Source organism: Pseudoalteromonas sp. G5_S1_14_S5, assembly GCF_054968605.1.
The window spans coordinates 42061-63704 of record NZ_JBQKUM010000001.1; the positions used below are offsets into that span (position 1 = coordinate 42061).

15 protein-coding genes are annotated in these 21644 nt (G+C 45.5%); 6 read left to right on the forward strand and 9 right to left on the reverse strand.

What is annotated here, in order from left to right; all coding sequences use genetic code 11:
• Window positions 1-4: 4 nt before the first annotated feature.
• Entirely contained in the window at window positions 5-208 is a 204-nt protein-coding gene (locus ACTRWI_RS00200; protein WP_499128280.1) for a hypothetical protein, read from the reverse strand.
• Between the two features lie 579 nt (window positions 209-787).
• Between ACTRWI_RS00200 and ACTRWI_RS00205 the strand changes: the two genes are divergently transcribed.
• From ACTRWI_RS00205 to csdA, 3 genes are all read left to right on the forward strand, one after another.
• Complete coding sequence (locus ACTRWI_RS00205; protein ID WP_499128281.1) at window positions 788-1537, forward strand: outer membrane protein OmpK; 750 nt, start codon at window positions 788-790, stop codon at window positions 1535-1537.
• Window positions 1538-1647: 110 nt separating this feature from the next.
• Window positions 1648-2541 carry a 2-dehydropantoate 2-reductase gene (gene panE / locus ACTRWI_RS00210; protein WP_499128283.1) on the forward strand — a complete coding sequence of 298 codons (894 nt, stop codon included), beginning with the start codon at window positions 1648-1650 and terminating at the stop codon, window positions 2539-2541.
• Between the two features lie 86 nt (window positions 2542-2627).
• Window positions 2628-3839 carry a cysteine desulfurase CsdA gene (gene csdA, locus ACTRWI_RS00215; RefSeq protein WP_499128285.1) on the forward strand — a complete coding sequence of 404 codons (1212 nt, stop codon included), beginning with the start codon at window positions 2628-2630 and terminating at the stop codon, window positions 3837-3839.
• A 257-nt stretch (window positions 3840-4096) separates the two neighbouring features.
• Here the strand turns inward: csdA and csdE are convergent, their stop codons facing one another.
• The 4 genes from csdE to ACTRWI_RS00235 all read right to left on the reverse strand — a co-directional run bounded on the left by csdE (window position 4097) and on the right by ACTRWI_RS00235 (window position 7175).
• Window positions 4097-4528 (reverse strand): cysteine desulfurase sulfur acceptor subunit CsdE, encoded by a 432-nt coding sequence (gene csdE, locus ACTRWI_RS00220; RefSeq protein WP_499128287.1) that lies wholly within the window; start codon window positions 4526-4528, stop codon window positions 4097-4099.
• 41 nt (window positions 4529-4569) lie between these two features.
• Window positions 4570-5379, reverse strand: coding sequence for a tRNA cyclic N6-threonylcarbamoyladenosine(37) synthase TcdA (gene tcdA / locus ACTRWI_RS00225; RefSeq protein WP_004737606.1), 810 nt, complete (start codon window positions 5377-5379; stop codon window positions 4570-4572).
• 113 nt (window positions 5380-5492) lie between these two features.
• Window positions 5493-6596, reverse strand: a complete 1104-nt coding sequence (gene mltA, locus ACTRWI_RS00230) for a murein transglycosylase A (RefSeq protein ID WP_499128289.1) — start codon at window positions 6594-6596, stop codon at window positions 5493-5495.
• A gap of 90 nt (window positions 6597-6686) precedes the next feature.
• On the reverse strand, window positions 6687-7175 hold the full coding sequence (locus tag ACTRWI_RS00235) for a DUF2850 domain-containing protein (RefSeq protein WP_499128291.1): 489 nt from the start codon (window positions 7173-7175) through the stop codon (window positions 6687-6689).
• A 146-nt stretch (window positions 7176-7321) separates the two neighbouring features.
• Here ACTRWI_RS00235 and argA point away from each other — a divergent pair, with 146 nt between their 5' ends.
• Entirely contained in the window at window positions 7322-8659 is a 1338-nt protein-coding gene (gene argA / locus ACTRWI_RS00240; protein WP_499128293.1) for an amino-acid N-acetyltransferase, read from the forward strand.
• A 538-nt stretch (window positions 8660-9197) separates the two neighbouring features.
• On the opposite strand, the gene recD is transcribed toward argA, so the two are convergent.
• The 4 genes from recD to ACTRWI_RS00260 all read right to left on the reverse strand — a co-directional run bounded on the left by recD (window position 9198) and on the right by ACTRWI_RS00260 (window position 20090).
• Window positions 9198-11408: an exodeoxyribonuclease V subunit alpha gene (gene recD / locus ACTRWI_RS00245; protein WP_499128294.1), complete on the reverse strand. Its 2211-nt coding sequence runs from the start codon at window positions 11406-11408 to the stop codon at window positions 9198-9200.
• On the reverse strand, window positions 11408-15082 hold the full coding sequence (gene recB, locus ACTRWI_RS00250) for an exodeoxyribonuclease V subunit beta (protein ID WP_499128295.1): 3675 nt from the start codon (window positions 15080-15082) through the stop codon (window positions 11408-11410). The genes recD and recB overlap by 1 nt, the downstream gene beginning before the upstream one ends.
• A gap of 408 nt (window positions 15083-15490) precedes the next feature.
• Window positions 15491-18967 (reverse strand): exodeoxyribonuclease V subunit gamma, encoded by a 3477-nt coding sequence (recC, locus tag ACTRWI_RS00255; protein WP_499128296.1) that lies wholly within the window; start codon window positions 18965-18967, stop codon window positions 15491-15493.
• A 127-nt stretch (window positions 18968-19094) separates the two neighbouring features.
• Window positions 19095-20090, reverse strand: a complete 996-nt coding sequence (locus ACTRWI_RS00260) for a TDT family transporter (protein ID WP_499128298.1) — start codon at window positions 20088-20090, stop codon at window positions 19095-19097.
• Between the two features lie 160 nt (window positions 20091-20250).
• On the opposite strand from ACTRWI_RS00260, the gene ACTRWI_RS00265 reads away from it, so the two are divergent.
• Entirely contained in the window at window positions 20251-21147 is an 897-nt protein-coding gene (locus ACTRWI_RS00265) for a LysR family transcriptional regulator (RefSeq protein ID WP_499128300.1), read from the forward strand.
• Window positions 21148-21235: 88 nt separating this feature from the next.
• Entirely contained in the window at window positions 21236-21529 is a 294-nt protein-coding gene (locus ACTRWI_RS00270) for a YebG family protein (RefSeq protein WP_499128301.1), read from the forward strand.
• Window positions 21530-21644 lie beyond the last annotated feature (115 nt).

Below are 21644 nucleotides of genomic sequence, written 5' to 3' on the forward strand. Positions count from 1 at the left end.
AGCGCTAGTCTGTTGTGTCACTCACTATAAGGTTGAAGCCAGTACCGGCCGAATCATCTATAGCTACAACATGATAAACAACACCATCAGCCAAGGTTGCTGAAGCAGAGTCAATCTCTACAACCGACGGTTGACCCGCGACAGTAATGGTCACAAAGTAAGATCTAGCCGCAACATAGGTACCATTAGCATAATCTTTAAACTTCACGTCACTCAGCGCTGGTGTACTTCCAGCAGTGCCAACATTTTCTGTTAGGTAAATGTCCTCAGATGCCGCTGTTGGATTTGCATTAGGGACCCGTCTTAAAATTCTCGGTGATCGAAACAAATCAAAAGAGTTCGAAGATTATCGCTCGTCACACCGGTTGCTCATCAATTGATTCCACCATTACGAAGTTGATTAAAAATAGATCAGGAAGTGGGTTTATATGAGGAGAGATTTATCCGCTTTTAGTGAGAAAAGCACATAGAAAGGAAAACTGTTGATTTTGATATGTATATCACTCAATTTAGTATAATCGTTTGCTTAGGACATCAATTCACCAATTAATACAAAAAACAATCAACACCCCACAAAACCAATAGAATTAGCAATGCATCAAGATGCATCACTACCTTAAAGTTCCATTCTTTAGATCATTAGTGTGATCAAACTCACCTTAATAATTGCAATTTTCACTCTTTCTCACTTTTATTTGAGAACAAAATCGCTATTATGCTCGCCACTCGGACACACAAACACGCATGGATTAGCGGGTTACTTATTTCAAACATAGAGAGTTCCATTATGCGTAAATCACTTTTAGCTCTTGGCGTAGTTGCAGCTGCAACAGCAATCCCTGCTCAAGCAGAATACTTATATGGCTTTGGCGGCATGTATGCTGACTACCAAGTTTGGGACCAAGGCTTCGGTAACGATGATGACAACTTCGGTGGTGATATTTCTGACCGTAACCAAGCTGTGATTGGTATCGAAGGCGGCGCTGCATTTGACTGGGGTCAAATCTATGGTTTCTACGACTACGAAGGTGTTGACCGTTCTGGTGATGATCGCGGAGCTTCAACCAAAGGTACCATCCATTACAACCTAATGGACACAAAGGTTAGCCTTTACGCACAAGTTTACAATACAGATACTGATGCTGGCTTCCATGAGCAAAACCGTGTCCTAGGTCTTGGCTATACAGGCCTAAGCGGTGACGGCTGGGCGTTCACACCATTTATCGGTGCACACCAAATCAACTCTGGCGATATTAGCGGTTCAAACGGTGGTATGGCTGGTTGGGTTGGCTACTACAACACTGACATCGCAGGTCAAAACTTCACGTTCTCAACTTGGGGTGAATACGAATTCGCTCGAAACGATGAATACTCTGCTGTTCAAGGTGGTGATTGGGGTCTAAATGGTAGCATCAACGCTCTTTGGAACTTCCACGAAAACTGGTCAACAGGTGTACTATACCGTTACACAGTAAACAAGCTAGCTCGTGAAGACTACCAAGATCTAATCATCTACCGTCTACAGTACAACTTCTAATCAAGTTAAAACTTCATTAGATAAAATGGCACCCTCGGGTGCCATTTTTTATTGCTTTCATTTAATGCCTCGCTATCCTTGCAGCATCACTTTCTTATCTCGGTATTGCTGTGAACATCACTATTGTTGGTCCCGGAGCGATTGGCGCTTTATGGGCGATAAAACTGCTTCAAACTGGTCATAATGTGTCTTTGTGGAGTCGCTCTTCTGAACCCTTTGTTGATCTATCTCTTGACGAGCAAGTTTCGATTTCCTTTAGCAATAACGACAAAGAAAAGCTTTCAGAAAGCGATTTGGTGCTCTTCACCGTAAAAGCTTGGCAAGTCGAAGATGCTATCACGCCACTGCTTCAATATATCGACTCCGATGCCATCTTAATGTTCATGCACAACGGCATGGGCGCTGTCGATGCAATAGCTGATCTAGTTAATACTCATCCAGTTATATTAGCGACCACCACTCAAGCAGCATTCAAACCCGACCGCAATCATGTGGTTCACACAGGTGCTGGTCAAACTCAGTTAGGGGCTTTTAATCAAAATGGAAAGAAATGCACCTTCTTAGTCGATGTCCTCAATCACGCACTGCCAAGCGTATGCTGGAACCCAGAAATACATACCGCTTTGTGGACCAAACTCTCGATCAATTGTGCAATCAACCCGCTAACTGGCCTTGAGCAAATCAAGAATGGAGAGCTGTCCGAACCACGCTTTGGTAATACTCTAACCGCTATCATTGAAGAGTTAACGCAAGTTATGCAGGCTGAGGGCATTAGTTGCTCCTTCGACGAATTGAAAACTAGCGTCAACAACGTTATTCAAGCGACGGCAAGGAATAACTCCTCAATGAAACAAGACATGTTCTATCAAAGAAGGACCGAGATAGATTTCATTACTGGCTTTCTATTAAAGACAGCACATAAGCATAAAATCGACGTTCCCGTTAACCAAACACTCTTCACACAAGTCAAAGAACAAGAAAGTAGCTGGAAGAAACAAGATTAGCCTGCGCCAATCAATAAGTCGCGATAGAATAATGATACCGCTCAGCATAACGCTGGCACCAATTTCCAAGATTTAGGTAAGAATAGATGCTTGATATCAATCACATCCGAGAGCAGTTCCCTGCGCTATCACAAACCATCAATCAGCAACCACTGATTTACTTAGATAGCGCGGCAACCACACAAAAACCTCAGGTAGTTATTGATGCCATTAGCCAGTATTACTCCAAGCAGAATGCTAATGTTCATCGTGGTAGTCATAGCTTAACCGCGCACGCCACCAGCCAATTTGAAGCCGCTAGAGACAAGGTCGCTCAGTTTATTGGCGCAGCCTCATCGAAAGAGATTATCTGGACTCGCGGTGCCACCGAAGCACTCAACCTTATCGCTCAAACTTACGCTAGAAGCACCCTTCAACCAGGCGATGAAATCCTAGTGAGCGAAATGGAGCACCACGCCAACATCGTCCCTTGGCAAATCGTAGCAGAACAAACCGGTGCTAAAGTCATCAAAATCCCGATGACATCTGACTGCGAATTCGACCTTGCTGCTTTTGATACATTGTTAACGAAGCGAACCAAGATTGTCGCTCTGGCTCAGATAACCAATGTAACGGGTTCTCGCCAACCGATTGAGCACGTTATCGAAAAGGCACATGAGATGAACGTCGTGGTTGTCGTCGATGGCGCACAAGGTATCGTTCATGAACCTGTGGATGTTGCCACTTTGGGCGCAGACTTCTACGTATTCTCGGGGCACAAACTCTATGCTCCAGCAGGGATTGGCGTACTTTACGGCAAACTTGAATTACTTGAAGCGATGCCGCCATGGCATGGCGGTGGCAAAATGGTCGAACGTGTCTCTTTTTCTGGCACCACGTTTTCTGCACTGCCTGGTAAGTTCGAAGCAGGCACACCAAACGTAGCAGGAGCTATCGCATTAAGTTCAGCAATCGAGTGGTTACATCAGTTTGAACAACAAGACGTTGAAGATCATATCCACCAGCTACAACACAAAACTTATCAAGCACTAAGTCAATTGGACGACATCCAAATACTCGGTTATAAGCCCAATTCGAGCGTAATTACTTTTGTTATGGATGGCGTTCACCATCAAGATATTGCAACATTACTCGACCAACAAGGTATTGCCGTTCGCGCTGGTCACCACTGTGCACACCCATTAATGGATGCACTCAAGGTAAAAGGAACCGTGCGAATTTCATTTGGCATATACAACAATATGGATGATGTTGAAAAGCTCGTATCGGCGATAGAAAAAGCCGTTGATATACTTTAGGGGATGGCGAGATTCCCTATTACGCTCCTTCGTCGCTTTAGGGAATGACGAAACACCGTTAGAATTCGTCATACCAGAACTGAGGAACGAAGTATCTGGAATCTCTAATAGCAATACTATCCAAACGAGATTCCTTATTATGCCCCTTCGTCGCTTTGGTGAATGACGAAATACAGTTAGAAATCGTCACTCCAGAACTGAGGAACAAAGTATCTGGAATCTCTTTAAAGCATTATTGTGAAAAAGTATTGGGACAGTTACGAACTAGAAAGATTCTTGATCTGCTCCACAATCGCTTTAAGTCCATTTCCTCTTGAAGGGCTCAAATGCGTAATCAAGCCAATCTCTGCGAAATAACCATCAATGTCGAACGCTTGAACTTGCTCTGATGTTTTACCGTCATATGCCGCCATTACTAACGCAATAAGTCCGCGTACAATACGTGCGTCTGAATCGGCAAAAAAGTACCAAACACCGTCGACATTCTGCGAAACTAACCATACCTGGCTCTCACAACCAGATACCACTACCTGCTCACTTTTGAGCTCATCAGGCATTACTGGCAGTTTCTTACCCCATTGAATTACTTGGCGGTAACGGTCTTCCCAACCGTTGAAAGCCTGCATTTTTGCGACAATATTATCACTAGTAATTTCTTTGCCGAATGGAGAGCTCGGGAATGACATCATTTTTATATCCAGTAAATTCTTATTAGACGTACAGTAGCGAGTTACTTACTGTGCTTTTGAATGATCTTTTCTACAATACGCGAAACGGCAACAAAGCCAAAAGTCGCGGTTACCACGGTTGCAGCACCAAAACCGGTCGCGCAATCCATACGTTTTGGTCCTTCTGCTGTCGCTTTCGCCGCGCATACGCTGCCATCAGCTTGTGGGTATTTAAGCTGCTCGGTCGAGAACACACAATCGATGCCAAACTTACGCGCAGGATTCTTAGGGAAGTTATGATGACGACGCAGCGTATCTTTCAGTTTCTTCGCAAGCGGATCTTGAATGGTTTTAGTCAGATCAGCCACTTTAATTTGCGTTGGGTCGATTTGCCCACCCGCGCCACCAGTGGTGATCACTTTGATTTTGTTACTGCGGCAATACGCCAATAGCGAAGCCTTAGCCTTCATGCTATCAATAGCATCCAGCACAAAATCGAACTCTTTCGACAGGTATTCAGCCTGGTTGTCAGGACCAATAAAATCGTCAATCAGATTAACTTTACACTCAGGGTTAATAAGCTTAACACGCTCGGCCATCACTTCAATTTTGCTCTTGCCGACCGTGCCCGACATTGCATGAATCTGACGGTTGATATTCGTAACACACACATCATCCATATCGATCAATGTCAGCTCACCCACGCCAGTACGCGCAAGCGCTTCAACAGCCCATGAACCAACGCCACCAATACCGATCACACACACATGTGCCGCTCTAAGTATGTCGACTTCACTATTACCATACAGGCGACGAGTACCACCGAATCGTTGGTCATAGTTTTCTGAAGCTGGAGTGGTCAATTCACGCATTGTTGCCGCCAATTTATTTCTGAGAAAAAGAAAAGAGTGCGTTTTATACGCACTCTTGAACAAAAAGTCTAGGGGATTAGCGATTCGCTTTCAATGCCCTATTTTATTGTCGTTTACTCGACCTTTTCAGGTGGTAAAGCCCACGGAGCTTCTGTCGCGCTACCATCTAAGCCCAATTTCCACACTCGGCCAAAATGTTTGTAGTGACCCGCTTCAGTACCTGCACGTGGTCCCATACCGTGGTAAAGATCCAAGTGGTTTTGCTTAACCGCACCACCCGTATCTAGAACTAGTAACAGTCTTAGTTGGTGTACCCCACTCCAAGTACCATCGGCATTTAGCAGCGGTACTTCTGCAAGAATCGGCGTTCCCATTGGTAAGATAGAGCGATCACCTGCAACTGCAGCCATTGGTAATAGAGGGATACCTGCGCTGCCCATTACCGATAGGTCATCTCTTGCTTCAAAGAAAACGAAAGATGGGTTTTGTTCTAACAGCTCTTTAACGACTTCAGGGTCATTTGCCAACACCCACTCTTTGATCGCCTTCAACGACATCTTTTCGCGGGGAACCAAGTCTCGCTCGATCAACACACGGCCAATGCTCACGTAAGCTTTGTTGTTTTTTCCTGCGTACGCAAAATACTGCAAGGTATCGTCATCACCAAAGTGCACGAACCCGCTGCCTTGTACTTCCATCATGAACGGGCCAATACGGTTGGCAGCGTAGCCAAGTTCAAGCCCTTGACCGTCTAATGCACCATTGTAGATCTCTTCACGGGTTGGACACTCTTTATCGCATTCCGGAAGGCCATAAACTGGGTAACGATACTCTTCATTCGCTTCATGGCGCAGTTCCATTACTGGAGAGAAATAGCCAGTGAAAAGCACATTACCTTGCTTATCTCCACCACCAAGCTGAGCCGTTTGAACACCAAAGTTTGCGAGTTCACTTGGGTCACCACTCAGCATCGCCCACTCATTAAGTTGCTTGTATAGCGGCTCGTAGATTTTCGCCATCGACGGTGAGCGAGACACAACCATCTCAGCTTGCTCCGCAAATGTCGTGTAATCTCTTGGTTTATTAGACTCTACTACATCGACCTTATTTAAGGTGCGAGGAAATTCATCATCGAGGTGTTGTTGAGCGAGATCGGTGGGTTGAGCACAGCCAAATAAAACTGAGGCAGCGACAAGGGGAAGCCATTTTTTAATCACAAGAGTCATCCTAAAAATTCTATGCATCGAGGATGACAAAAACGATGAGATAACACAATCTTAGTTTGTAAGAGTTTACAAGGAGATAACCTATCGGACGGAGTTATCAGTGTGGCCTTTTAAACGAAAGACGGGATTGTAATGACTCTCTGAATCCAACGTCATCTCTGTGTTGTCAGAATTGCTCATACGGAAGCGGTACGTCTTATCTCCCGCTTTATACTCGAAGTAGTTGCCGTCAAATTCAAAACTGGTCGCGATAATCGAACCAGCGACAGACACTCCATTGGCATTCAACACAAACTCATCCGTTGCATAATGAGCCACATCTTGCTCAATCCAAGTGCCATACAGCAAATGATTTGGCGTTGCAGCCTCCTGCAAACGAGTGATGACATCACCATAAAGCGATACGACAGCAAACGAACCGACCAGAGCCAGCACCACCAGGCAACGCTCTATGATCTTGCGCTTCAATGGAGATTGATTGCGCTGTTCAGCCTCATTGTAGAGACCTTTAGTCATCTCATCGATTTTATTCTTTTTTGTTGAAGCTTGTGGCATTCGGTTACTACTCATGAAGATGCTGTGCGCATTCTACACTGAGACACTTTATATAATGAAGCCAAGATGGGAATTGTTTGCGCTTTATTCCAAAAAGATGTTGTTTAACTCTGAATTTAAATGCTAAATTACCGAATAAATAAACAAACCGGACTTGTTCTGTGAAACTAAGAAGTACAGCGCTAGTAAAAGGCTTTAGACAATCAACCCCCTATGTAAACGCACACCGTGGCAAGACCATGGTCATAATGTTGGGAGGCGAAGCCGTTGCCGATAAGAACTTTGGTAACATAATTAGTGACATCGCTCTGCTCCACAGTCTTGGAGTAAAGATTGTTCTCGTTCACGGTGCAAGACCACAGATCAACCAACTGCTGACGAAACAAGATTGCCACACACCCTATCACAAGAACATTAGAGTCACCGATGAATATGCTCTGGGTGTGGCTATGCAGGCTGCTGGACAGCTTCAACTAGCCATCACCGCACGTCTTTCAATGAGCTTAAACAACACGCCAATGGCAGGCACTCAGCTTAACGTGATGAGTGGCAACTTCATTACAGCACAACCACTGGGTGTGGATGATGGCACAGACTATTGCCATAGCGGACGTATTCGTCGAATCGATATCGAGGGGATTAATCGCACGCTCGACCAAGGTTCAATCGTGTTGCTTGGCCCTATTGCTAGCTCCGTTACAGGCGAAAGCTTTAACCTACTCTCAGAAGAAGTCGCAACCCAGGTAGCGATTCATTTAAAAGCCGACAAGCTTATTGGCTTTTGCTCTGAGCAAGGGGTAACAGACCATAACGGCAATGTGCTCGCCGAGCTCTTTCCTAAAGATGCTAAACAAATTCTTGAACGCTTAACCGAAAGTCAGAATCCAGTTGAAGACATGAGCACCGGAACCATGCGCTTCCTAAAAGGAGCAATTTCCGCTTGTCGTGCAGGCGTACCTCGTTGCCACTTAATTAGCTACAAAGTGGATGGCGCTCTGATCCAAGAACTGTTCTCTTTCGACGGTATTGGAACCCAAGTGGTGATGGCGAGTGCCGAGCAAGTAAGACAAGCTCAGATTGACGACATTGGCGGTATCTTTGACCTTATTCGCCCTCTTGAAGAACAAGGTATCTTAGTGCGCCGCTCTCGAGAACAGCTAGAGCAAGAAATCCACCGATTTACCATTATTGAAAAAGATGGACTGATTATCGGTTGCGCAGCGCTTTATGCATACCCAGAAGATCATATGGCGGAGATGGCTTGTGTGGCTATTCATCCTGATTATCGTGATGGCAACCGCGGGCAAATATTACTGGATTATATGCGTCATCAATCGAAGTCTCGTGATATCGACCAAATTTTCGTTTTAACTACACATAGCCTGCATTGGTTCCGTGAACAGGGGTTTTACGAGATTGGAGTTGATAAGCTACCGATGGAAAAACAGGGCCTATACAACTATCAACGTAACTCAAAAATCTTAGCGTTAAATGTGTAAATAAAGTTTTGGACTAGAATCTGACTTCAAAGGGAAAATAATTGCAAATGTAATCGTTTTCTATATTAGATTTATTAGATATGCACTTTAACTCACAAACATAATTGTTTAGAATTTAGTCGCTTTAACAAAATAACAAATGTTTTTATTGGAATAACCACCTCGAATGCCCTATGACACAAATCATTTGAGCGAATCGAAGTGGTTACTGCACGGATTGCTATACCCGTTAACGATCAGCAGGCGCTTGATGCTCTGGTCGTTGATATAAACAGCAAAAAGAGCAACATTGATATGAGAACCATTGTTTGTAACTCGCTGCAAAGTTTTTGGGATATGGCTGATAACCAATTCTTAGAAGGGCTAGACATACACTGCGTGTTCCCTGTGAGCGAAAATCTAAAAGAGTTTATTTTGAATTGCCAAGCAAAATACAAGATAAACCACATATCGTTTACTCGAGCGTTTTTAGGCACTGATTCCTAGCGCGCTCAAAGCAACCAGGGATGGTTGCTTTGTAAAAATATCTCATTTATTTCTAATGAGTTAAACGACTTCCTAAGCCACTCACTCGCTCTGTTTTCACCTTAATTCCACGCTTCAATACGTTCGTATCACTGAACATCATTAGTCGTTTCTTCGCACGCGTAATCCCAGTGTAGATAAGCTCTCGTGTCAAAATTGGGCTGAAATCTGGTGGCAGAATCATTAAGGTCAAATCAAACTCACTACCTTGGGATTTGTGAATTGTCATCGCATAAGCGGTTTCATGATCAGGTACTCGGCTTGGTAGTACCGCTTTCACACTGCCATCAGGCAATTCAAAATAGACCTTTAAACGAGGCGTTGAGTCAGGTTGGCTTGAATCCGCCTCAAGCATACAGATACCAATATCACCATTGTATAACCCCAAGCCATGATCGTTACGCGTTACCATCACCGGTCGCCCGTGATACCACAATTCATCATTATGTGGATTCACTAAACACCTTGCGGCAAGCGCTCTTTCTATTCTGTGGTTGAGGCCATTAACACCAAAATCACCTTCACGAATAGAGCACAGTAGTCGGCATTGGCTGAACAAATCGAGTACCGATTTGGCTCTCGCTTCCTGAGTTTCTCGCTCTTCCAATGGAACATTCATTCGATTGAGATACGCGCCATACTCACTAACTAAGGTACGCAGCATCAAGTTATAGCTGTCGCTCGATAGAGGATGATTTTCGATATCGCCAAAACCTTTGGCAAACACTTGGTCTACTTGATTTGCAGAGCCGTTATTGATTGCTTTTGCCAGCTGACCAATACCAGAACGCGCATCGAAACGGTAACTCTTCTGCAGCATACATAGGCTGTCTGCAATGGCAGGAGGATTAACGACTCCCGCTTTTGCCTGCTGTGAATTGGCTATCGCATCGAAACCCGTCATCTCCGCAATCAAGTTGCCTTGTGCGCTGCTATAACCAGCAGAGTTAAACGAACAGATGTCACCTAACACTGCCCCAGCCTCCACGGAAGCAAGCTGGTCTTTATCCCCAAGTAGAATCAGCCTTGCGTGTTCAGGGAGCGCATCCACCAGCTTATACATCATCGACAGGTCGACCATCGATGCTTCATCCACCACCAAGATATCAAGGTGAAGTGGATTACGTCGGTTGTGTCTAAACTCAGCACGGTTGGGAATCGCGCCAAGTAATCGGTGTAAAGTGCTCGATTCCGTTGGTATGTTGGCTTTAACTTCAGGCGCTAATGGCAGTTGCTCAATCGCTTTACCGATTGATTCTGTTAAACGCGCCGCCGCTTTACCCGTTGGTGCAACTAGCTTTATCGTTGGGGTTTTACCTTGGCTTAGTGATTGCTCGACCATCGCCGACAATAACTTAGTTACCGTGGTTGTCTTACCGGTTCCCGGCCCTCCGGAAATCACCGCAAAACGACGACTCAGTGCCACCGCTGCCGCCACTTTTTGCCAGTTCAAGCATGCTGATAGCGGTACCAAATCGTCTAGAACATCTAAGTCCGTTACCTGCTTAGCTTTGACGATCGTTTGGTCAATTGTCCCCCAATTCAGAGATTGCTCATCGACGATATCAAGATGATCACACACCAGCTGTTGGCGTAGTACCTGAGACGTTTGTTGGTTTGCTTCAGCCTTGGCTAAGGCGTTAAACAGAAAGTGATAGCTGCGCTCAAAGAGCTGATTGAGGGTTTCCGTCAGCGCCTTTTTCTGTTCAATATTGAGCTCTACCGGCTTACTTAAACGGTTTAACGTGTCTGCCAGCACAACCTCGTAGTTCCAGTAACGCTGTAAGTAGACACGCTGCCCATCAAACATCATCGGCTTAACACAGTCATTGGTTGATCCAACCAAATTGGACGATTGAAGTACAGCCAACCAATCAATACCTAACAACTTTTGATCCAATTGCAAAGCCGTTTCACCGTACAACCCAAGTAACTGAGCTAGATCTGCCGTTTGTTCATGGCCTGTCGTATGCTGCTGTATCAGCTGAATACAAATGTGTCCTTTGCCTAATTCATGGCTCACTACACCAGCAAGAAAGCCGATCTCTTGAGAGTATCTCGTGGCTTGCTGAGCAATAAAACGAGAAAATTGATAATCCAACTGACGAATAGATCCCTTATCCGCAAGAAACTTGAGTACATCCATAAGTTGCTCAGGAATAAGTGAAATTGGCTTTGCTGTGTTCGCAGTATCTATGCTGGTATTAGTGGTCGTTGTTGTCATTATAAAAGTCCCATCTGTCCAGTTTCATCGTCATTCAATTGTGCTGAACGTCTGTCTATCACTTTTCCGTCAATCAATTGATCCATTTCATCAAGTAAAGCCAGCGTTGGTTTAGCGGAGAAAATACCTTGCTGAGATTGGCCGTCCATTCCTCGTAAGAACAGATAGTACACGCCACCAAAATGTTGTTCGTAGCTGTAATTGGCAACACGACTACGTAAGAAACGGTGCAACGCCAATGCATAGATCTGATATTGAAGATCATAGCGGTGATCGGCCATCGCCGATTTCAATGCTTCACCATGGTAGACGGCAACATCATCTCCTAAGTGATTCGATTTCCAGTCGAGTACATAGTATTTACCTTGATGCTCGAACACCAAATCGATGAAGCCTTTCAACATGCCTTGCACGGTTTGGAAACCTAGGTCGCCCGCTTTAGCCGATAACGGATCGTGATATTGAATGGTTTGATTCAATTCAGATGCAGCCAACACTTCGATTGGCAGTAAGAACTCCATCTCAACTAAGCGTTGTGTTGAGTCTTTCTCGCTTAGTTTTAAGTTCTTGCCATCCAATGCGGTGTTCAGCACCGTATCAACCAGTTGTTGAAGCACAGGTAGCCACTTTAATTCGTATTGCTCAGACTCTAATAAGTGAGTGATTACTTGCGTATTGTGTTCACTGGTTGCTGGCTCGGTAAATTCAACCTCCTCAAACAAGGTGTGCAAGAAAGTACCCGGACGAGCACCACGAGGGAACGTAAAGATAGAACGTTCAGGTTCAATCAACTCAGACTCATCCTGCTCATCTGCCGAGTCAATATCAAAACCAGACACCTCAATGGTCGCGTCATGACTCGCACCGTGACTGCCTTGCTTTACAAGCCCCGAGTAACTGGTAATACGCCAAGCCCTGTCGATGGAAGCCTTGAGTTCGTTCGCATGTAAGTCTTCACTCAATTGCTCCGTTTGTACAAACACTTGCTCGTAAGCGGTTGGTGTTTCGGCTAGCAGGACACTTGAGTTCTTGCTCTCAATGGCTGCAAGAGCCTGATGCAATTCGGCAATACCTTGCTCTTGACCATTTTGAACCAAATAGCCCATCGCACTCAAATGCACGCCGGTAGGCTCTTTGGTTGAACGCCCTTTACGCAGTGGTGCCATGCCAATGAAACAGCCATAAACGGCACGAGTCAGCGCTACATAAATCAAACGCAGGTCTTCCGCGAGTCGCTCTTTATCCGCTTGGGCTAAAGCACTATCACTACCGGTAATATCCAGTACTGTGGTGTCTGAATCATGGTCGTAGAATTTGCCTTCGCTCGCTTCTCGGTAACTCGCAACAAATGGCAGAAATACTAAGTCATATTCCAAACCTTTCGACTTATGGATAGTAACGATTTGAACCAAGTTTCTCTCTGATTCAAGGCGTTGAATGTCATCTTCACTACCGCCTAAACCATTTTGTGCATCGGAAATCGCTTCTGCCAACCAACGCAACAAACCATAGTCGCTGTCGAGATCTTGTCTTGCCTGTTGCAGCAATTCACCTATGTGCATCAAATCAGTGAGTGAGCGCTCACCATTTTCTTCTTCCAGCAAGCGTTCCGCCAAATGTCGCTTGCTGATCACGCTGCGAAGCATTGGTAACACGCCACGCTGTAGCCATAGCTTGCGATACTCACGAAATTCGTTAACCACATTTTCCCACACCACTTCATCGTTGTTGAGTTCATCCAATGAAGCCGCATCCAGAGCGAACAATTCAGAGGCCAAGCTCGCGCGCAATGCACGGTCGTTTTCAGGGGTCATCACAGCTAGTAGCAAGCGTTGAATATCTTGCGCAACCAAGCTGGTGAATACACTGTCTCGGTTCGAAAGATACACACTTGCAATGCCTTGTTCAGAGAGCGCATTCTTAATCAGACGACCTTCACTACCAGTTCGAACCAAGACAGCAATATCACCCGCACTCACGGCATGTTGTTTTTTGCCGTTATCGAAATAAGCTTGCTGATTTTGAGAAGCAGTCAGAATGGTTTGAATTTGACTCGCCGTCGCCTCTGCCATTGCCTTGTGATATTCGCCCTTTGGTAACGGCTTTTCTTCAGCCTCTTGCAGCCAGAAAGTGAGTGCGTGCTGAGTTTCACCATTCATTACCCATTGGCGCTTATCGGCAGATGGACTGGCTGCAACAGGCAAAAATGGAATGTCTTGATCATAGATAAACGGGCTGTCCGAGTTCATAAATACCTGGTTTACTGCGCTGACCATATCAGCACTCGAACGCCAGTTGGTGCCTAAGGTGTAGTGAGCACTAACTTGGTTTCTCGCCTTAATATAGGTAAAGATATCTGCGCCACGGAAGCCATAAATAGCCTGCTTTGGGTCACCGATCATAAACAAACCACACTGCGGATTATCGAGATAAATTCGGCTAAAAATACTGTATTGCAGCGGGTCGGTATCTTGGAATTCATCGATCATTGCTACCGGGTATAAGGTGCGAATTCTTTCCACCAGCAATGATTGCTCATCGACATCAATAGATGCAGATAACTGAGTCAGTAGGTCATCAAATGACAACCACTGCTTCTGCTGTTTTGCCTTGGCTAACATAGTTCGACAATGGGTAATCGCGTGCGCCAATAACGGAGCCTTCAAATCGGCTGGGTTATTTAGAAAATCTTCAATCGCTTCGAAAACAGCGTGCTGAGGTGCAGTGCCTTTCGGTGTTTTTTCAATGAACGTGGCTTGAGAGAACTTTTCTAACTTGTCTGGATATTGATAATCATGAGTGTCGCTCTGTGCCCATGCCGTCACCGCTTCTAACCATATCGGCAGAGATTTCTTGGTGTAACTGCGTTTGTTCACATCCGAAGCAGAAATCAAAGCCAAAAAGTCCGCTTCGGATTCACACCACAGCGCTTTAAGTTGCTTCACTTTATCTAAATTTTGGTTGTGCAGGGTTTGCAAATCACCTGACATCGCATCGACGGTTAGCTTCAATGGAGAGCCCGTCAGATAACGATTGACGTCTGCCAATAATGCAGCCGGTGAACCCCAGATATTACGAACCTCACCAACCAGTTGAATCGGCAGCGGATAAAACTGCTTACGCCAATAGTCGGCTACCACTTGCGCTTTAAGATGGCTTTCATCTGTCACAAACTCATTATCAAATCGGCTGCCAGACTCGAAGGCATTTTGAGTCAACATACGCTGACAGAAGCCGTGAATGGTGTACACCGCCGCTTCATCCATTTGCCTTTCGGCATTAAGCAGTGTTTTTGCAGCGCCAGCGTGGTCTACGATCTCTTGCAGCAAAGGAGCAATCACTGGGTCGTCACTTTGCCCGCGAGCAAACGCAATGCGCGCATCATGGATTCGCGCACGGATACGATCTCTCAATTCTGCGGTTGCCGCTTCGGTAAAGGTCACTACCAATATTTGGTCTACTGTCAGCGGCTCATGGTGTCGGGTTACTTCCAACAGCTCACCTTGTGGTACTGCCGTGCCATGTCCGAGCAGTAGGCGTAAGTACAAGCCTGCGATGGTAAATGTTTTACCTGTACCCGCCGATGCTTCAATTAAACGCGCACCATGAAGTGGAAACGTCATGGTGTTAAGTGTCTGCGGAGCAATTACCTGAACACTGCTTTTGGTCGTCATGCCTTACTGCCTTCTGATAAATATGTTGTTACAAATGTGACTTAGCGTGGAAAACGTCATTCAATTTACGTCCTAAGCTGATTTGTTAATAGTTAGTGCGATCTCTCTCACGGATCAATTCGGATAGCCTCGCTACTATGCGCCCACGAGTTCAGGAGCGCGATTCGAGTCTTATACTCATTGCCTACTTAGAACCACAGAATAATGGTCCCTCTGACCTGTGGCCGTACAGCGAACGCCCTACACTAATAATGATTTACTGGCGGCCACTTTATTTCCTGTACCTTACTTCTCTTCACCTTGATTCCCTTCACACTGAAAGCAAGCACCCCAAATGGTTACCAGCGACTTTCTTTCGTCTTTCATTGACTCTGCGCACATGCGGTTGATCTTGTCGATCACACCCACTTACTCCTGTTCTTCCAGATCGGCAGCAGCCAACCTTGCCGCCTGTAACACAAGTGTTGAATACATGCGTGACTCAGCAGCCAGCTCATCATCCCACTTAGGCCAAATACGCGAGATGTAGGTATCTCGCCCCTCGCCAGTGAAGGCGAAGCTGTCATTAAAAGTATCGGCCATTTTCTTGAGCGATTTCTCTTCATCATCGACCCACTTACCGCGGCTAAAGCCCGCTTCAACGCCTGCCAATGCGGTTTTGGGGAAATACGGAAGTGGTGCTGTCATACCTTGATAAAACAGTCGCACTAACTCAGCCAATAAACCCTTCGCCTGCTGTGCATCGCCGACAGGTTGTAACGTTTGGTGAACCACGCCCTCTTTTCTGTCATAACCAATTATATGAGTTGTTTTGCCATGCTCCATCACCGCACAACACAAGTGATCAATCCATGCAGCCAAGTAGTCTTGCGAACGAATTTTACCGCTACGGAAGCGTACTAAGCCCGATTGATAATTTTGAGTTAGCCAACCCATCAAACGAACCGGTTTGCCCTCACCGAGCACGTCGAATTCAATATTTACCTCGAGATCTTGTTGTGGCTGCCCACTTACAAATCGAATCTCTTTGGCTAAGTCTTCCGCTTGAACACGGTTGGTTTCAAACTCGATATCACCAAAAGCACCAACTGGTAAGCGACCTTGTGCTTTTTGCTCAGAAACAAACAAGCGAACCGCTTCATCCGCCCCTTCTGGGTTATCAAGCAGCACTTGCAGCAGAGCATCCTTAAGCTGGAAGCTCTCCAAGCCATTAAGCACGAACGGCTCGTCGTCTTCCATTACCGGAAGCGGTGGCTCAAACACGACTTTTAGACGACGATTAAAGAAGTATTGCACTGGCAAGCGCCAGAAACGCTGTAGCTCAACCAAATCGAGTTCTAACGGATAAGTCGCCCCAAGCAAATAGTCATCCAAAGCACGATTGAATTCACCACTGCGCTCACCTGAACGGTTAGCCGCAGGAAGCCACTCTTTGGCGTAACTCAATACATAGCTTTCATCACCTAGTGTAAAGGCTGCCGGACTAAACGGCGTCATGGTGTGCTCAAAGCTGAACGCTTGAGTCAGCTTGATACCAGAATCATCACTTGGTAGCGCTTGATCGTCACTTAGGCAGTAGTTCTGCTGGCAGTACTCAATCAACTCTGAAACCAACACCGACGGTACTCGCTCAGTATTATCTTGAATCGAGCGGCCGACGTAACTGATGTACAAACATTCTTGCGCCGACAACATCGCCTCTAAGAATAGGTAACGGTCATCATCACGACGAGAACGGTCACCGGGACGAGTACGTCCGTTCATCAAATCGAAACCTTCTGGCGGCATTGAGCGAGGGTAAACACCGTCATTCATGCCTAATAGACAAACGGTTTTGAACGGGATAGAACGCATCGGCATCAGAGTACAGAAGTTCACTTGCCCCGCTAAGAAACGCTGACTGATACGCGCGCCCGACAGTTTATTGTTTAAGTACTGGTAGATAATGCTTGGCGATAGCTCTTGTTCGTACAAGGCATCATCAAGCTGTTCATTCAGTTGAGAAAGTGCATCGCGAATCGACTTAAGCACCACCTCGCCTTCTAACTCAACGGCGAAGAAGTCATCAATCATTTGCAGCAAGGTTTCACGCCACATATCGATGGATTGCGTCTCAGCAAGGCGTTGACGGTAATGAGCAATACGCTCAATAAAGTGCGCTAACTTACCAGCAAGTTCGGCGTTAATGCCCTGAACTTCGTTATAAGCTGCAATTGGAGAGTGTTCAGTTTCAAACAAACCTGCAGAATCCGACATCGCATAGCCCAATAGCATGCGTTGGATACCAAATAGCCAGGTATTTTGCTCGGTGGCAGGCAAATCAAACTCAGTTGCCGTAGACGAATCGACACCCCAACGGATACCTGCTTCTTCAACCCACTGCTTAGCTTGCTCGAATTGAAATTCATCAATGCCAAAACGTGCCATCATCGCTGGTATTTCTAGTAGTTCTAACAACTCAGACGCTAAACAACGCGTATTCGGTAGCGCGACCAACTGCATGAACGCGGTCAGAATCGGGCTCTCTTGGTCTGCCGTTCGATCCGAGATCGAGTAAGGGATATAACGCTCACCCGGAGCATTACCAAATACCGCCTGAATCGCAGGACTGTAAGCATTGATGTCTGCCACCATCACGATGATGTCGCGTGGCTTTAATGTCGGGTCAGCGTCAAACATTGCTAGCAGCTGATCATGAAGAACTTCAACCTCACGCATAGGGCTGTGACAAGCATGCACTGTCAACGAGCGATCGCCCAACTCAACCACCTGTTTATGGCTACTTGAATCTAAGATGTGATCGTCTTGGTGTTCTTCTAACTCAAGAATATCGGCTTGCAGTTGATGCAGCAGACTGTCTCTCTCGACATCAATAAAGAATTCATGCTCTTCGCTATCTGATTGAGACAGCAGGAACAAATTGTCTCTGCCTAGCTTACCCATGGATGCGAGTAAGCTATTGCCTACTGCTTGGCTAGTATGCAGCTCATCTTCGACATTGGCTTCAATACCATCTTTCAGTGGCGAGACTTCGCCTTCTAGCTGAGGCAAGCCATCAACCAAAGCAAACTGCTTACGACGCTGCGCTTCTACTCTTGCCAAGTATTTACGGTCACGAATATCACCCCAGTAATGTTGGCAAGGGTTGGTAAACATCAGGTGAACATCAATCTTTTCGCCAAGCGCTTTCAAAGCATCCATGTAGCGAGGGGGCAGCGACGAAATACCAAACACAAACAGACGTTTCGGCAGGTGTTGTAATTGCCCTTGTTGGTTAGCTAATGCTTCAATGAAGTCGTGATACAAGTTACCACGGTGATATTTTGATTGGCCTTGAGACAGTGTTTGCTCGTAGAGTGCCTTCCACAAAATTGGCTGCCAAGGGTGCTCTTGTTGCCCTTCACTATCAATCAATTCTGCAACGGGCTCGCCCGCTTCCCACATCGCCATCCACTCAGCTCTATACACCAAGTAGCCATCGAAAATATCGGCAATTTTCTCGGCTAATTGATACAACTTAGAGCCGTCTTCATCGTTTTCAAGATAGCGCTGTAGGGGTAAGAAATCGGGGTGGTCAAGTTTCGCGGGCAGCAAACTCATTAGCTTCCACGTCATCGCTTCTTTGTTAAAAGCACTGCGTTTCGGTACGTCAGGAAGCACTTGGGTAAACATATCCCAAATGAAAGTTGCTGGAAGAGGAAAATCGATATTTGCTGCTACACCAAACTCTTTGGCGAGTTCCATCTTAAGCCATTGAGACATACCCGGGCTCTGAACCAAGATCTGCTCTTTTTCGAAAGGATTGGCTAAAGGGTCACTTTTGATCAAGTGAACGAGAAGAATTTTTAAAGTATCAACTTTATTGGAATGGTAAACAGTAAACAAAGTGCACTCACGCTAATCTTGCCACAATATACTGCCAGATTAGCATAAGTGCTGAGTTTGGATTAGGAATATAAGCTTTTGAAATACCGAAAGCTTAAGGTCCGTTTATCTTTTGAACTATTGCCCTTTACAATCTGCCCGCTATCTCACTTAAAACACGATGAGGTTTGTAGTTCATGTAGTAACGAACAGCGACATAACCCACCACCAAAGTAGCCACAATCAGTTCAAGGTATGCAAGGCCAAATACTTGATTAACGTAATGCGCTTCAATGCCTTGTGCTTGCATCCACGCAGCCAATTTAAACAAGGCTGTTGCACCAATCACGATTGGGAAGGTAAACGCTGCATAGCCAGGGCTGAATGGCAGACGCAGTAGTTTGAAAAACGCCATGTAGATAATGAACGTCATCAACACCGCAATACCAAATAACAAACCAATAATCACTGGTGAAGGGCTAGCAGTAACGGTTAAGTAACCCGCCAAAGATAGGCTTGCTGGTGCTGCCATGATCGCAATCGTTGGTTTTGCGGCATCTGACACTTCGTGAGAGGAGATCAAACGGTAAACCATCAGTGGTAGCATCACAGCGTAAACCAATAATCCGAATACCAAAGTCGCGTTCGCTACAGGCTCTAAAACTGGATTACCAGAGAAAGAAACGTCTGCCACAATGATACCGATTGGCGGTACGAACCAGCTTGGCACCATGTGGTGAATCTCAAACTGTTTTGCTCTGTGGTACAAAAAGCTCACCAAGAACACAACATGTAAAGCAACCGCCGCTAACCACATCGCTTCTTGAAAGAATTGAGAAATCGACGCTAAAGATGCTGATACCACCATGCAGCCCATCGCAAATGTTGGAACCACACTACCCACCACTGGGTGAGCAAGATCTTCACGCAATAGATGGCCATGAATCAGAAACTTCACAGCTAAAACAAGAAGTAATACCGCCGCAATACCCGCACTGATCCACTGCACTAAACCAGGAGTGTGCAAAATACCTTGTGCGACTAAAACGCCATCCCAGCACCAGCCTAAGCTTGCGATTGCAAGTGCTAACCCTGCCATGGGTGTTGGAGCTCCTGTTAATCTATATTTAATACGTTGAATCATGTGAGCCTCTCTTGAACTTAATTCACTAAACTTGTGAACTCATCAGCTTGTTGAAGCCATAATACGCTTGTACTTCGTAAAGGGATATCCAATTATATATAACAAGTGTTCATCAATACTGAACAACCTATTCCACCAGCAGCGTAAAACTAGGAACCTGATGGCTAATATCTCAATCAAACAGCTCAAAGTGTTTGTCACCATTACCCAACATTCGACACTTACCGCTGCATCGGAAGCTCTGTTTCTCTCTAAAGCCGCGGTTAGCATGGCACTCAGTGAAATGGAAAAACAGCTAGGCCATTCTCTATTCGACCGGGTCAACAACCGATTAATTCTCAACCAAGAGGGACATAAGTTGCTCCCATTGGCCGATGAGATATTACATCGTGCTGCTGGTATTGATGTTTTGTTCCGTGACGACCAGCCCTTGAGTGGCAATCTCAAGGTTGGCGCGAGTGACACGATTGGTAATCAGGTTGCGCCTTTTATTTTGTCTGGCTTTCGAGAAAAAACTCAGCACCAAGACCAAAGCTTGTTCATCTCAAACAGTGCTCTGATCTGTCAAAAGTTGGTGGATTATGAACTGGATATCGCGTTAATTGAAGGAAAAACACTCCATCCAGAGTTAATCTCAAGCCAGTTTAGTAGCGATGAGATGTGTATTATCGTTAGTAATCAACACCCTCTGGTAGCAAAAGAGCAAATTGCATTACAAGATCTAGAGAACAGCCACTGGATATTGCGTGAGTCAGGTTCTGGAACCCGTGAGTTTTTCCTACGTGCGGTCGCACCGCGAATCGAGCACTGGTACGAATCATTTGAGCTAAACACCACAGAAGCAATCATCAACTCTGTTTCTGCCGGTCTGGGCTTTGCCTGTTTGTCTCGTTTAGCAGCTCAAAGGGCGATCAATTCTGACCGAGTAAAAGCACTTAATGTGCCACTTGATATGAAGCGCCGATTCTGGATGCTGGTCCACAAAGAAAAATACCAAAGCCCGTTACTGAAATCTTTCATGAGTTATTGTGAAGACTGGGCGACACATCAAGATTGAGGCCGGATAGTGCGAGCTCCAACTGGACTTTCAGCCTCAGAAACTGTATAAAAAGCCAGTAAAATTTATCAAACTTAGAGGATTAACCATGGCTGTTATCGTCAAGTACGTGGTGGAACGCAACGGAGAAGAGAAAATGACTTTTACCTCTAAAGCCGAAGCTGACGCATACGACAAAATGCTGGATATGGCTGATGAGCTTTTTGAACTGTTAGGCAAAAGCGATTTAGTTGAAGATGAAAGCAAGCAAGAAGAACTTGCAATGTACCTAGCTAAGAACAAAGAAGAAGTTCTTTATGCATTAGGTGCGAAGCGTAAACCAGCTCCGAAAAAAGCGAAGAAGCTTGAAGCGGTTGAAGACGCAGAAGAAGATGCAGCTTAATTAGCTGAAACTTTCTAAAAAACGCCAATGACACCTCTAATCAGAGTCAGTCATTGGCGTTTTTTTCACATGCTTCAAAGTGAATTGATAGACTCAAAACGCAACAGAAGGTGAT

Bases quoted from the DNA above. Each gene is read 5' to 3' on its own strand.
- ACTRWI_RS00205 (WP_499128281.1), top strand. From the start codon at position 788: ATGCGTAAATCACTTTTAGCTCTTGGCGTAGTTGCAGCTGCAACAGCA.
- csdA (WP_499128285.1), top strand. From the start codon at position 2,628: ATGCTTGATATCAATCACATCCGAGAGCAGTTCCCTGCGCTATCACAA.
- csdE (WP_499128287.1), bottom strand. From the start codon at position 4,528: ATGATGTCATTCCCGAGCTCTCCATTCGGCAAAGAAATTACTAGTGAT.
- tcdA (WP_004737606.1), bottom strand. From the start codon at position 5,379: ATGCGTGAATTGACCACTCCAGCTTCAGAAAACTATGACCAACGATTC.
- ACTRWI_RS00235 (WP_499128291.1), bottom strand. From the start codon at position 7,175: ATGAGTAGTAACCGAATGCCACAAGCTTCAACAAAAAAGAATAAAATC.
- recD (WP_499128294.1), bottom strand. From the start codon at position 11,408: ATGACAACAACGACCACTAATACCAGCATAGATACTGCGAACACAGCA.
- recB (WP_499128295.1), bottom strand. From the start codon at position 15,082: ATGACGACCAAAAGCAGTGTTCAGGTAATTGCTCCGCAGACACTTAAC.
- ACTRWI_RS00260 (WP_499128298.1), bottom strand. From the start codon at position 20,090: ATGATTCAACGTATTAAATATAGATTAACAGGAGCTCCAACACCCATG.
- ACTRWI_RS00265 (WP_499128300.1), top strand. From the start codon at position 20,251: ATGGCTAATATCTCAATCAAACAGCTCAAAGTGTTTGTCACCATTACC.
- ACTRWI_RS00270 (WP_499128301.1), top strand. From the start codon at position 21,236: ATGGCTGTTATCGTCAAGTACGTGGTGGAACGCAACGGAGAAGAGAAA.